Here is a 13,383-nt window from a genome sequence, read left to right as displayed (position 1 = left end):
GGCGGCAGAACGCCGACATCCTGAACCGCAGTTGCAAGAGCCTCGTCCCATGGAAATCCCAGTCCACTCAAGCAGTCTTACCCACCGCATTCCCCTGCAGGTCAACGCTCGCGCATGCGAGGTACCGGCAGCTCCCGGGACGGCGCTGCTGCATGTGCTGCGCAATGATCTGGAGCTGAACGGGCCCAAGTACGGCTGCGGCCTGGGCGAGTGCGGCGCCTGCACGGTGCTGATCGACGGCGTGGCCGCACGTTCCTGTGTGATTCCCGTGAAGGCGGTTGTGGGCCGAGAAGTGACCACGCTGGAAGGTCTGGGCTCGCGCCAGTGCCCTGGCCCCACGCAGCAGGCCTTCATCGACTGCCAGGCCGCCCAGTGTGGCTACTGCCTGAGCGGCATGATCATGACGGTGGAGGCCTTGCTGCGTCGCAACCCGAACCCCACCGAGCAGGAACTGCGCAACGAGCTGCACCACAACCTGTGCCGCTGCGGAACGCATGTGGAAATCATGCAGGCAGCCCTGCGCGCCGTGCAGCTGCGTGCGGAACGGGCCGCGCTGCAGGCACCCCGGAGCTTTCCGTCTTCCGGCACGGGCGAGGTCCAGCCATGAACGCGGCCGACAACATCCCAGCCCTGCCTTCCGACCTGCTGCACGGCCTGACGCTGCGCCCGCCTGTCGCGGCCTGGGACGGGCTGCGCTACCAGGGCAGCGTGCCCACCCATGCGAGGCTGGACCAGGCGCAGGCCATGGCTGGCGTGGTGGCCGCCGTGCAGCGTGAACATTTTCTGGGCGTGGTGGCCGTGGCACCCGTCCATGCGCGGCAGGCGCTTGCCGGCCTGGCACCGGTCTGGCTTGACGCGCATGCGGCCTTGGCGGCCCGCCCCGTCCCTCATTCCTCCGAGTCTCCGGATGCGGGCCGCTATGTCTGGCGCATGGCCGCTGCGGACGCCGGATCTGCAGGCCCTGCGCGCGTGGTCGCGTGGTGCCTGGAGGGCCATGCCAGCATCTGGTTGCCGCCCTGCGGCGCCGACGTGCAGCAGATGATTGGCCGCGAACTGGCCGCGCTGCTGCAATGGCCCGAATCCGCGTTGCGGCTGTTCAGTCTGCCGACGACGGGGGCTGGCAGCCTGCACCCGCTGGATCTCATGGATGCGGCCGCCGACGCGGTGCTGTTGTCACATGCCGTGGGTCGGCCCGTCAGCGTGGCCTGCGAGGTCGGGGCTGCGGGGATCGGCGAAAGCCGCGATCTCGTGCTGCGCGTGGAGTTGCGGTCTTCGCAGGCGCTTGAAGCCGGCACGACAGTGCAGGCCCATGCAGGCAATGCATCGCCGCATCCCTACCTGCTGTCCGACACCCCCTGGGCTGTGCGCCCCAGCATGGCGCGCCTGTTGAGTCAGCCCGATCTGACGCATGCCGTCGCGCTGGCCACTGTGCTCGATGCCGGCGAAGTGCGCGAGCGCAAGGGCTTGGCCAGCCTGCGGCATGCCGGTGTTGAGGATCTGAATGCGGCCCAGATCTTCGTGAGCGAAAGCGATTGGCATGAGCAGGCCCTGGCCCAGGGACATGATCCGCTGCAATGGCGTCTGCAGCACCTGCCCGAAGGCCCGGTGCGCGATCTGGCGCAGCAGGTGGCCGATCGTGCGCAGGCGTCGCGGCAAGACACCTGCGAGCCGGACGCCGGTGGCCGCCTGCTGGGGCGGGGCTTCGCCACTGCCCAGCTGCAGACTCTGGATGCTCAAGGCGCCGACCTGCATGCCTGGAGCGCCTGGGTGGCCGAGGTGGCCGTGCACCCGCAAACGGGCGAGATCGAAGTGATCCGTGTCGTGGCCGGCCATGACAGTCGCAGCCTGCAGGCGGTACAGGCCGCCAGCACGCGGCCCGAGATCGTCCAGCAGGACCCGCAATTGCTGGCCGATGCGCGCCGGCTGCTGGGCACGGTGCCCGCTTTTGACGACTGGGCAGGGTCCACAGCTTCTGCTGCTTCTTTCGATGTGATCGCCAAGCCCGGCTCCGACCTGGCGCAGCATGCGCCCGGCGATGTCTCGGTCATCCGCCAGGGCGATCTGGCGCTGGATGGCGTGGCCACGCTGCCCGCCGCCGCCGCCATTGCCAATGCCATCCGCCATGCAACAGGCGTACGCCTGCGCGAAGTGCCCTTCCAGCCCGAGCAGCTGCGCCTGGCGCTGGCGGGCGATGTGGCGGGCAGGCCCTCCATGGCAAAGCCCGGGCGCGGCTGGGGCTGGCTGGCCGCAGGCGCCGCAGGCCTTGCCGGCATGGCCGCCATGGCCTGGCCACTGAAGCCAGCCCTGCCGCTGACCGACGGGCCCGACGTTTCCCTGTACTCGCCGCAGGCCCTGGAGCGAGGCCGCCTGGTGGCCGCTGCGGGCGACTGCGTGGTCTGCCACACCGCCCCGGGCGGCGCGGCCAATGCCGGCGGCTTGGGGCTGGAGACGCCGTTCGGCACCATCTACTCCACCAACATCACACCCGACAAGGAAACCGGCATCGGCCGCTGGTCCTACGCGGCCTTCGAGCGCGCCATGCGTCACGGCATCCACCAGGATGGGCGTCAGCTGTATCCGGCCTTCCCGTACACGGCCTTCGCCAAGCTCAGCGATGGCGATCTGCAGGCCCTCTACGGCTACCTGATGTCCCAGCCCGCCGTGAAGGCCAAGGCGCCCGAGACGCAGCTGGCCTTCCCCTACAAGCTGCGCCCGGCCATGGCGGGCTGGAACCTGCTGTTCCACGACGCCACGCCTTTCAAGGCCGATCTCGCGCGCAGTGCCGAATGGAACCGGGGCGCCTACCTGGTCGAAGGCGCGGGGCATTGCGCGGCCTGCCACTCGCCGCGCAATGCGCTGGGTGCCGAAAAAAGCGGCATTCACTACCTGGGCGGTGGCGAGGCCGAAGGCTGGAGCGCCCCCGCGCTCAACCATCTGGCCGGCGGCAAGCTGCCCTGGAGCCGTGAGGAGCTTTACCAGTACCTGCGCACCGGCTTCTCGGCCCGCCATGGCGTGGCGGCAGGCCCCATGGCGCCCGTCATCCACGGCCTGGCCCAGTTGCCTGAAGCCGATGTGCGCGCCATGACCACTTATCTGATGGAGCTGCCGGGCCAGGATGCGCAGTCCGCACCGGCCCAGGCCGCGCCCGTCGCTCCTCTTGCTACAACGGTGGCCGCCCCCGTGGCCACGCCGGCCCCGGCGATGGAGCGTCAGGTCAATGGCGAGCGTATCTACCAGAACGCCTGCGCGGTCTGCCATGAGGCGGGCAGCGGTCCCACATTGTTCGGCGTCAAGCCGCTGCTGGGGCTGAACACCAACCTGCATGCAGCAAGCCCGGACAACCTGCTCCAGGTCATCCTGAACGGCATCCAGACACCAGCCGACGACGCGCTGGGCTATATGCCCGGCTTCAGGGACAGCCTGGACGACAGGCAGATTGCGGACCTGCTCGGATATTTGCGTCAACGATTTGCACCGGAGGAGAAAGCTTGGCCAGACGATACGAAGACGATTAAGCGGCTGCGCGCGCAGGTGCAGGCGCATGCGCCCTAGGGGCTGCAATGGGCGGCGGCACGGGCGATGCCGCGGATATGGATCTCTTGCCCTGGAATCTCTCCAGGGTCTGGGTCCGGACATCTGATGCTGGGGACAGGGGATGGACAGCCACGGACGGAGCTATCGATATGCCGACCGTGTGGACTGTGCCCATCGCCTGAATGCAGATACCGACATCTGGAATCTTTTTCATCGGTCCATGGAAATGGCGCCGAGGGAGTGGTTCGCTCTGGATGTGTGATGGGTGGAAAGCACTGCACGAATAGGCCGGGGCCGAATGGCGGTGCTTGCAAGAAAGACAGATTCAACAATTGCGATGGCTAAAAAAGGAGTTCCTGCATGTCATCTACATATATTTCAGTGGAAAAAGGCATCCAGACTGCGGGTGTGGGCAAGTTTCAGTATCGGCTGTTCGTGATCTTCGGCCTGGTCTGGCTGGCGGACGCCATGCAGGTGCTGTCCATTGGTTTCAGTGCGCCGTCCATTGCCAAGACTTTCGGCAAGACTGTGCCCGAGGCGCTGCAGACCGGCACCTTCTTCTTCATCGGCATGCTGATCGGTGCCTTCGTCTTCGGCAGACTGGCAGACCGCATAGGCCGCCGCCCGGTGCTGATGATGGCCGTGGTGATCGACGCCCTTGCGGGGGTGGCTTCGGCCTTTGCGCCAGAGTTCGCCTGGCTGCTGGTGCTTCGCTTCATCACAGGCATCGGCGTGGGCGGCACGCTGCCCGTGGACTACACCATGATGGCCGAGTTCCTGCCCAGCGACCGCCGTGGCCGCTGGCTGGTGCTGCTGGAGTCGTTCTGGGCCGTGGGCACCATCTTCCTGGCCATCCTGGCGCTGGTGGCCGTATATTGGGGCGAGGATGCCTGGCGCGTGATCTTTTTCGTGACCGGACTGCCGGCGCTGATCGGCGTGGTGCTGCGCTTCTACATCCCCGAATCGCCCATGTACCTGAACCGCAACGGCAAGTCCGAAGAGGCGCGCAAGGTGCTGCAACGGGTGGCCAAGGTCAACGGAAACACGGTCGACATCCCGGCCCTGCAGCCTGAAAAGCAGGAGCGCAAGTCTCTTTTCGCCCTGTTCTCGCAGGATCTGCGCCGTCGCAGCTTCTCGCTGTTCCTGGCCTGGGCGCTGATCTCCATCGCCTACTACGGCGTCTTTGTCTACCTGCCCGTCAAGCTCAGCAGCGAAGGCTTTGCCTTCATGCGTGGCCAGGTCTTCCTGGTGGTGCTGGCGCTGGTGCAACTGCCCGGATTTGCGCTGTCGGCTTATGGCGTGGAACGCTGGGGCCGCAAGCCTACGCTGATCGGGTTTCTGCTGCTCAGTGCCGTGGGCTGCATGCTCTACAGCCTGGGCTCCTCGCCCTTCGTGGTGATCGGATCGACGCTGCTGATGAGCTTCTCGCTGCTGGGCACCTGGGGCGCGTTGTATGCCTTCACGCCCGAGGTCTACCCGACCGACCTGCGCGCCAGCGGCATGGGCATGGCGGGGGCCGTGGCGCGTTTCGGTGGCCTGTTCGCCCCGGCCATCATTGCGCCCATCATGGCCACCCACTTCACCATGGCTCTGGCCGTGCTGTCGGCGATGCTGGTCGGTGGTGCGCTGTCGATCTGGGCGGTGGACGTGGAGTCGCGCAACCGGGCGCTGGACTGATGACGGTCTGAGCGGCCGGCTCAGCAAAAAGGCCAGAAGGATTGCTCCTTCTGGCCTTTGCTTTTTTGGGGCCGCAGCAGCTCATTCGGAGTCGCTGCCTTCCAGCATCTTCCTGAGCAGGAAATCCAGCGCCAGACGCTCCGCAGGATTGAGCTTGCCGTATGTGCTTTCGGTGATCTGCTTGGCAAAGGGCTCCATGTCGTGCACCAGATCCTGACCGGCTTCGGTGAGGTTGATGACGACCTTGCGCCGGTCTATGCGGTCATGCTCCACCTGCACCAGTTCGCGCTGCTTGAGCCGGTCCACCACGCCGCGTATGGTGGCCTGGTCGATCACCGTGGCCTTGACGATGTCGGCCAGCGAGCTGCCTTTGTTGTCACGCACGGAGCACAGCACCACGAATTGCGCCGCCGTGAGCTGAGAGTCAGGAATGTACTGCTGGAAAAGCGCGGCATGCCTTTGATAGACGCGTCGCAGCAGATGGCCGATCTGGTCCGAGAAGTGATAGCCATCCTGTGACGTCATGGCTGATGGCTGGTGAATCATGATGCGTTGGAGCTTACCAAAAATCACGCCAATTACCGTGATTTGCGACAAGCCAGGTCTATGGGCGAGACGCTGCAAAACCGCGTCAAAGCAGCACGTGCAGCAAGGAGGAGCAGCGGGGCTTGAGAGTACATCGGCGCAGGGTGCCAGCTCATTCGCGCATTGAATGGTGCAATCAGGAATATGAATTTGACGGCTTGCCGGTCAGGGCTTGAAATGGCAGGAGAGACAAAGCGTCTGCGGAACAGGCCGCCTCGCTTCCACAATGAAAGCCAGTTGGGACACCCATGCCAGCCATTCAAGGGAAGATCATTCCCATCACCTTCGACGGAGCCGCCAGTGCCGGTTCTGCACTCGGTGGCCATGAACGCGAAGCCCTCGAGCACGCCATTGCCGAGCATGCATCGCGCCCCGGTTCACTGATCGAGCTGCTGCACTCTCTGCAGAATGCGCTGGGCTTTATCCCGCGTGCCGCTGTGCCAGTCATTGCCGAGGCCCTGAATCTTTCGCGTGCCGAGGTCCATGGTGTTGTCAGCTATTACCCGCATTTGCGCGAGCAGCCGCACGGCAGGACGCTGATCCAGATCTGCCGGGCCGAAGCCTGCAAGTCGCGTGGCGGCGATGCACTGTTCGCCCATGCGCAAGAGGCACTGGGCTGCCAGGCCCATGGAACGAGCGCCGATGGCAGCGTGACGCTTGAGCCGGTTTACTGCCTGGGGCTGTGTGCCCAGTCGCCGGCCGTGATGGTCGACGAGAGCAAAGTCCATGCGCAAATGACTGCGGACCGGTTTGATGCCCTGCTGGAGGAAATTCAGCAGAACCAACTTGAAACCAAGGCCGATGAAACGCAGCCAGCTATCGAAAGTGAAGCTGTTCCTGCCACGCGCATCTATGTGCCGCGCGATGCCGCAGCCCTGGCCGTGGGCGCGGATGCCGTGGCCCAGGCGCTGCAGCATGAGTGCGCGGCGCGAGGCCTGGCGGTGGAGCTGGTACGCAATGGCTCGCGCGGCTTGCTGTGGCTGGAGACCCTGGTCGAGGTCGAGACTGCACAGGGCCGCGTGGCCTACGGCCCGGTTCAGGTGGCTGATGTGTCGGGTCTGCTGGATGCCGGCATGCTGCAGGGACGGCCCCATGCGCTATGCCATGGGCTGACCGAACAAATCCCTTATCTGGCACGCCAGGAGCGCCTGACTTTTGCGCGCGTGGGCATCGTCGATCCGCTGAGCCTGCGGGACTACGAGGCCCATGGCGGCTGGCAAGGCCTCAGGGCCGCTGCGGCCATGGCGCCAGAAGCCATCGTCCAGCAGGTGCTGGACTCCGGCCTGCGCGGTCGCGGCGGGGCGGCATTTCCGGCGGGGATCAAATGGAAGACCGTTGCGGCTACACCCGAGCCGCAGAAATACATTGCCTGCAATGCCGACGAAGGCGATTCGGGCACGTTCGCCGACCGTTTGCTGATGGAGGGCGACCCGTTCTGCCTGATCGAGGGCATGGCGATCGCTGGTCTGGCCGCCGGCGCGACGCAGGGCTATATCTATGTACGCAGCGAATATCCGCATGCGATTGAGGTGCTGAACGAGGCGATTGCACGTGCCAGTGCCGCGGGCTGGCTGGGCAGCAATGTGGCCGGCAGCGGCAAGGCGTTCTATCTGCAGGTGCGCAAGGGTGCGGGCAGCTATGTCTGCGGCGAGGAGACCGCCATGCTGGAGAGCATCGAAGGCAAGCGCGGCATTGTGCGTGCCAAGCCGCCGCTGCCCGCGATCGAAGGCCTGTTCGGCAAGCCCACGGTGATCAACAATGTGATCACGCTGGCGACCGTGCCCATCATCCTGGCCAGGGGCGCGGCCTTCTATCAGGGCTATGGCATGGGTCGCTCGCGTGGCACGCTGCCGTTCCAGCTGGCAGGCAATATTGCGCAAGGCGGCCTGGTGGAAAAGGCCTTCGGTCTTACGCTGCGCGAGCTGGTGCAGGATTTTGGCTGCGGCACGGCCAGCGGCCGGCCCGTCAAGGCCATTCAGGTGGGCGGACCGTTGGGCAGCTATGTGGCGCCCGAGGACTGGGACGATCCGCTGGACTATGAAGCCTATGCCGCAAAAGGCAATGTGGTCGGCCATGGCGGTCTGGTCGTGCATGACGACGGCGCCGATATGGCCCAGCTGGCGCGCTACGCCATGGAGTTCTGCGCCATCGAGTCCTGCGGCAAATGCACGCCCTGCCGCATTGGCTCCACGCGGGGAGTGGAGGTGATAGACCGCATCACGCGTCAAGGCGGCGCCGAGCATGCGGCCAATGTGGCGCTGCTCGAGAGCCTGTGCGACACCATGCAGCACGGCAGCCTGTGCGCCATGGGCGGCATGACCCCCTATCCGGTGCGCTCTGCGCTGCAGCATTATCCGCAGGACTTCGGTATCGAGCCCGTGCAGACCGTGAACCCCGCCTGAGGAGAGAGCCATGCTGGAACATCTGAAGAACACCGATTGCGGAACGCCTGCCAGCCTGTCCGAGGAACTGGTCACGCTGCATATCGACGGCCGCGAGGTCACCGTGCCCAAGGGCACATCGCTGATGCGTGCCGCTGTCGATGGCGGCATCAAGGTGCCCAGGCTCTGTGCCACGGATTCGCTGGAGCCCTTTGGTTCCTGCCGGTTGTGTCTGGTGCAGATCGAGGGGCGCAAGGGCTTTCCTGCGTCCTGCACCACGCCTGCCGAAGCAGGCATGAAGGTGTGCACCCAGAGCCCGCAGCTGCAGGAGCTGCGCAAGGGCGTGATGGAGCTCTATATCTCCGACCACCCGCTCGATTGCCTGACCTGCTCGTCCAACGGCGACTGCGAGCTGCAGGACATGGCCGGAGTGGTCGGTCTGCGCGAGGTGCGCTATGGCATGGATGGAGCCAACCACTTCAAGGGCGAAGCCAGGGCCGAGGTCGATACCTCCAATCCCTATTTCAACTACGACCCCAGCAAGTGCATTGTCTGCAATCGCTGCGTGCGCGCCTGCGAGGAAACGCAGGGCACGTTTGCGCTGACGATCAGCGGGCGCGGTTTCGAGTCACGCATCACGGCAGGCCAGGGCGACGGCTTCATGGCCAGCGACTGCGTGAGCTGCGGTGCCTGCGTGCAGGCCTGCCCCACGGCCACCTTGCAGGAAAAGACCGTGGTCGAGCTGGGCCAGAGCGAGCACAGCGAGATCACCACCTGCGCATACTGCGGCGTGGGCTGCGGCTTCAAGGCCGAGATGAAGGGCGAGCAGGTGGTGCGCATGGTGCCCTGGAAGGACGGCAAGGCCAACGAAGGCCATGCCTGCGTCAAGGGGCGTTTTGCCTGGGGCTATGCCACGCACAAGGACCGCATCACCCAACCCATGATCCGCGCAAAGATCACCGACCCCTGGCGCGAAGTGAGCTGGGAGGAGGCCATTGGTCATGCCGCCAGCGAATTCCGCCGCATCCAGGCCAAGCATGGCAGGGACTCGATTGGCGGCATCACCTCGTCGCGCTGCACCAACGAGGAAACCTATCTGGTGCAGAAGCTGATCCGCGCCGCCTTCGGCAACAACAATGTCGATACCTGTGCGCGTGTCTGTCACTCGCCAACGGGCTATGGCCTGGGCCAGACCTATGGCACGTCGGCAGGCACGCAGACCTTCAAGTCGGTCGAGCACTCCGATGTGATCATGGTGATCGGCGCCAATCCCACGGCGGCGCACCCTGTGTTTGGCTCGCGCATGAAAAAGCGGCTGCGTGGCGACGCCCGGCGTGCCGGCGCCGGGTTGATCGTGATCGACCCGCGCGAGATCGAACTCGTCAACTCGCCCCATGTCAAGGCCGACTACCACCTGCAGCTGAAGCCCGGCACCAATGTGGCCATGATCACGGCGCTGGCCCATGTGATCGTCACTGAGGGCTGGCTGGCCGATGCCTATATTGACGAGCGCTGCGATGCCAAGTCCTTTGCGCAATGGAAGGAGTTCGTTGCCAGGCCGGAGAACTCGCCCGAGGCCACGGCCGACATCACCGGCGTGGCTCCCGAGCTGGTACGCGGCGCGGCGCGGCTGTATGCGCGAGGGGCGATGGATCATCCGCAGGGAAGGCAGGTCAACTCGGCCATCTACTACGGCCTGGGCGTGACCGAACATGCGCAGGGCTCGACCATGGTCATGGGCATTGCCAATCTGGCCATGGCCACGGGCAATGTGGGGCGCGAAGGTGTGGGCGTGAATCCCTTGCGCGGGCAGAACAATGTCCAGGGCTCCTGCGACATGGGCAGCTTTCCGCATGAGCTGCCGGGCTATCGCCATATCTCGGACAGCATCACACGCGCCGAGTTTGAAGGCGCCTGGGGTGTGAAGCTCAGTCCCGAGCCGGGCTTGCGCATTCCCAATATGTTCGAGGCCGCGCTGGAAGGCAGCTTCATGGGTCTGTACTGCGAGGGCGAGGACATCGTGCAGTCCGACCCGAACACCCAGCATGTGACGGCAGCGCTGTCGGCCATGGAGTGCGTGGTGGTGCAGGACATCTTCCTCAACGAAACCGCCAAGTACGCCCATGTGTTCCTGCCCGGATCGTCCTTCATGGAAAAGGACGGCACCTTCACCAATGCCGAGCGCCGCATCTCGCGCGTGACCCAGCTCATGCAGCCGCTGGCCGGCTATGCCGACTGGGAGGTGACGCAGCTCCTGTCCAAGGCGCTGGGTTATCCCATGAACTACGGCCATCCGCGCGAAATCATGGCCGAGATTGCGGAGCTGACCCCCACTTTCGCAGGCGTGAGCTACGAGAAGATCGAGCGCCTGGGCAGCGTGCAGTGGCCGTGCAACGACAGCACCGAAGAGGCGGGAACGGCCATCATGCACAAGGAGCAGTTCGTGCGTGGCAAGGGCCGCTTCATCATCACGCAGTACGTGGCCACCGATGAAAAGGTCACGCAGCGCTTTCCGCTGCTGCTGACCACGGGGCGCATTCTCTCGCAGTACAACGTGGGCGCGCAGACGCGGCGCACGGCCAACAGCCAGTGGCACGGTGAAGACAGACTCGAGATTCATCCGCATGACGCACAGGATCGCGGCATCCGCGATGGCGACTGGGTGGGCATTGAAAGCCGCTCCGGCCAGACGGTGCTGCGCGCCACGGTGACCGAGCGCATACAGCCCGGTGTGGTCTACACCACCTTCCATTTCCCCGAGTCGGGCGCGAACGTGATCACCACCGACAGCTCGGACTGGGCCACCAACTGTCCCGAGTACAAGGTGACGGCCGTGCAGGTATTGCCCGTGGCACAGCCTTCAAGCTGGCAGCAAGGCTACAAGCGTTTCAACGACCAGCAGCTCGGTCATCTGGCCGCGGCGCAGCTGGAGATGGGGAGTCAGTGATGGATGTGAGCAACCTGATCCGCATGGCCAATCGCATAGCCGAGTTCTTCGAGGCCATGCCCGAACATGAGGAAGCGCTCGACGGTGTTGCCCAGCATATTCAGAAGTTCTGGGAACCGCGCATGCGGCTTCGGATTCTGGCGGCCTTGAATGAGCCTTCCGAGGCTGCGCAGCTGCGGCCTCTGGTGCGCGACGCGCTGCACAAGCATGCGGCAATGCTGGGGCATGTGCAGACATAGCGCTGCGCACTGAAAAAGAGCAGCCTCTGCGCCCGTTGCGGGTATATTGGGTCTTCAGATCCCTGATCTGAGCCGCTGCCCGCGATCGAATGGCCGCGGCTTTTTTATTGGCCATCTTCATGACTTCCGAATCCGTCAAGAGCTCTTTGATGAGCGCACATCTGCGCCTGCTCGGCATGGCCCTGATGTGGGGAGCTTCCTGGCCGGCAGGCCGCATTCTGGCGCTCAATATGCCGCCGTTGGCAGCATCGGCGCTGCGCTTTTTGCTGGCCGCGACCCTGTTGCTGCCCTGGCTGTATTTCTCGGGCGGGCTGGGGGCTCTCCGGCACTGGTCTGCCAAGACCTGGCTGGGCATGTTTGCCGCAGGCGCGACCGGGGTGTTCGGCTACGCCAGCTTTTTCCTCACGGGTCTGCAGCATCTGCCCGCGGGCAAGGCGGCGCTGCTCATCACGCTCAATCCGGTGGTCACGCTGGCGTTCGCCGTGTGGCTCTTCAAGGAGCGCATCAACGCCACCATTGCGCTGGGCATGTTGTTGGCGGCCTGCGGTGCCGTGGTGGTCATCTCGCATGGCGATCCCATGCAATTGCTCAACGGAACGGTAGGGGTGGGCGAGATGCTGATTCTGGGCTGCGTGGCCTGCTGGGTTTGCTACACGCTGATCGGCCGTGCCATGCTGGCAGGCGTGGATGCGCTGGCTGCGACCACCGTGACTTCCATTTTCGGTGCCTTGCTGCTTCTGGCCACCAGTCTGGTGCTGGAAGGCCTGCAGGGGCTGGTTTCGGCATTTCAGGCCAGTGGCACGGCCTGGACTGCCATGGTCTTCATGGCCTATGGCTCCACGGCCCTGGCCTATGCCTGGTACTTCGCGGGCGTCAAATCGCTGGGCGCGGGTGCCGCCTCGGGCTATATCACGCTGGTGCCGGTGATCGGCGTTCTGCTTTCAGCCCTGCTGCTGGGCGAGAGCATTGAAGGCTCCATGGTGCTCGGCGGTGCCATGGCGGTGCTGGGCACGGCCGTGATGAACTGGGGGCGTCGGTCAACAGCCTGAGGTCGGTCTTCATATTTGATGGCATGAAGCGCTTTTGCAGAAAGCGTTTCAATTTGCTTTGGCTGAATATGGGCCTGGCTTGTTCAGGGGACGAAAGCCGCTGCTGCCTGCGGCTCAAGCCTGATTGATCGTGCCTGCGTTCACGATCATCTGGGAGATCACCTCCAACTGATGTTCGGCTGCTGCATCGTCGATCTCGAAGAGGCGCATGACGGCCAGGCCTCGCAGCGCAGCAAACACCACAGATGCAAAGTGGCTGGGCTGAGGATGGCGCTCGGCGATTTCCGGGAAAACCTTCACGAAGTGCTCAAAGGAGGCGGGGTCATGCTGGGAGCGGTGCGCGTTGATGCGCTCGAATAGCGGCGTGCTCTTGCAGCCGAAAAACATGCTCCAGGTTGCCACATAGCTGGGTTGGGCATAGACGCTTTGCCAGGCCCTGCGCACGAATTCGCGAGCGCGCGGCTCCAGCGGCAGCTGCGCGGCATCTTCGGGCCAGCCTGCGCCCGCAGCCGCCAGCGGCGCCATGATTTCATCGACCACCTGCTCCATCAGCGCCTGGCGGCTGCCGAACTGGTGCTGCACCGCCCCCAGCGTGACTTTGGCGCCACGCGCAATTTCCTGCAGATTGGTCTGCTGAAACCCAACTTTCTGTAGCAGCCGTATGGCGGATTTGATGATCTTGCGCTGGGTGGTCTGACTGCGTTCTGCCTGGGTACGGCGGGGGGCGGTTTTGCTTCCTGTTTGATTCATGGGCTGCGTGTGTGATTCATAAGGCGTCGATGACGCACCACACCAGATGCTACACGCTCCGGCTCTGATGGCTGGATGGGCCTGTCTGGGTAATTTCACCCTCGGGTAATCCATGATAAATAAAGATTAAACGTTTAATGTTTTATGTTTTAGACTCCGCCTCCATTGTTGTTCATCAGCGACCTTGGAGAGCGAGTCAGCTTCCGAGGGCTCTTATTGGA

9 protein-coding genes are annotated in these 13,383 nt (G+C 64.4%); 7 read left to right on the top strand and 2 right to left on the bottom strand.

The features are described 5' to 3' along the window. Positions 1-49: 49 nt before the first annotated feature. From NOX35_RS21595 to NOX35_RS21585, 3 genes are all read left to right on the top strand, one after another. On the top strand, positions 50-607 hold the full coding sequence (locus tag NOX35_RS21595) for a (2Fe-2S)-binding protein (RefSeq protein WP_232538017.1): 558 nt from the start codon (positions 50-52) through the stop codon (positions 605-607). Beyond that, a complete protein-coding gene (locus tag NOX35_RS21590) occupies positions 604-3,552 on the top strand; it encodes a c-type cytochrome (protein ID WP_256494680.1) in 2,949 nt (982 codons plus the stop codon). Before NOX35_RS21595 ends, NOX35_RS21590 begins: the two co-directional genes overlap by 4 nt. A gap of 342 nt (positions 3,553-3,894) precedes the next feature. Then, positions 3,895-5,211 carry an MFS transporter gene (locus NOX35_RS21585; protein ID WP_148748156.1) on the top strand — a complete coding sequence of 439 codons (1,317 nt, stop codon included), beginning with the start codon at positions 3,895-3,897 and terminating at the stop codon, positions 5,209-5,211. 81 nt (positions 5,212-5,292) lie between these two features. Here the strand turns inward: NOX35_RS21585 and NOX35_RS21580 are convergent, their stop codons facing one another. Then, a complete protein-coding gene (locus NOX35_RS21580; protein WP_182284275.1) occupies positions 5,293-5,736 on the bottom strand; it encodes a MarR family winged helix-turn-helix transcriptional regulator in 444 nt (147 codons plus the stop codon). Positions 5,737-6,044: 308 nt separating this feature from the next. Here NOX35_RS21580 and NOX35_RS21575 point away from each other — a divergent pair, with 308 nt between their 5' ends. From NOX35_RS21575 to NOX35_RS21560, 4 genes are all read left to right on the top strand, one after another. Further along, on the top strand, positions 6,045-8,198 hold the full coding sequence (locus NOX35_RS21575; RefSeq protein WP_182284273.1) for a formate dehydrogenase subunit gamma: 2,154 nt from the start codon (positions 6,045-6,047) through the stop codon (positions 8,196-8,198). A 10-nt stretch (positions 8,199-8,208) separates the two neighbouring features. Continuing rightward, positions 8,209-11,124 (top strand): formate dehydrogenase subunit alpha, encoded by a 2,916-nt coding sequence (gene fdhF / locus NOX35_RS21570; RefSeq protein ID WP_182284271.1) that lies wholly within the window; start codon positions 8,209-8,211, stop codon positions 11,122-11,124. Then, the gene (locus NOX35_RS21565; RefSeq protein WP_182284269.1) at positions 11,124-11,363 is read left to right on the top strand and encodes a formate dehydrogenase subunit delta; all 240 of its coding nucleotides are present in this window, start codon (positions 11,124-11,126) and stop codon (positions 11,361-11,363) included. Before fdhF ends, NOX35_RS21565 begins: the two co-directional genes overlap by 1 nt. Positions 11,364-11,482: 119 nt before the next feature. Continuing rightward, on the top strand, positions 11,483-12,412 hold the full coding sequence (locus NOX35_RS21560) for a DMT family transporter (RefSeq protein ID WP_232538016.1): 930 nt from the start codon (positions 11,483-11,485) through the stop codon (positions 12,410-12,412). 114 nt (positions 12,413-12,526) lie between these two features. Here the strand turns inward: NOX35_RS21560 and NOX35_RS21555 are convergent, their stop codons facing one another. After that, the gene (locus tag NOX35_RS21555; protein WP_034355669.1) at positions 12,527-13,162 is read right to left on the bottom strand and encodes a TetR/AcrR family transcriptional regulator; all 636 of its coding nucleotides are present in this window, start codon (positions 13,160-13,162) and stop codon (positions 12,527-12,529) included. Positions 13,163-13,383: the final 221 nt, after the last annotated feature.

It is taken from the genome of Comamonas sp. C11, assembly GCF_024496285.1.
GTDB lineage: Bacteria > Pseudomonadota > Gammaproteobacteria > Burkholderiales > Burkholderiaceae_C > Comamonas > Comamonas testosteroni_F.
Note: the sequence above shows the minus strand (reverse complement) of the source record. Positions and strands in the feature narration are given on the sequence as shown.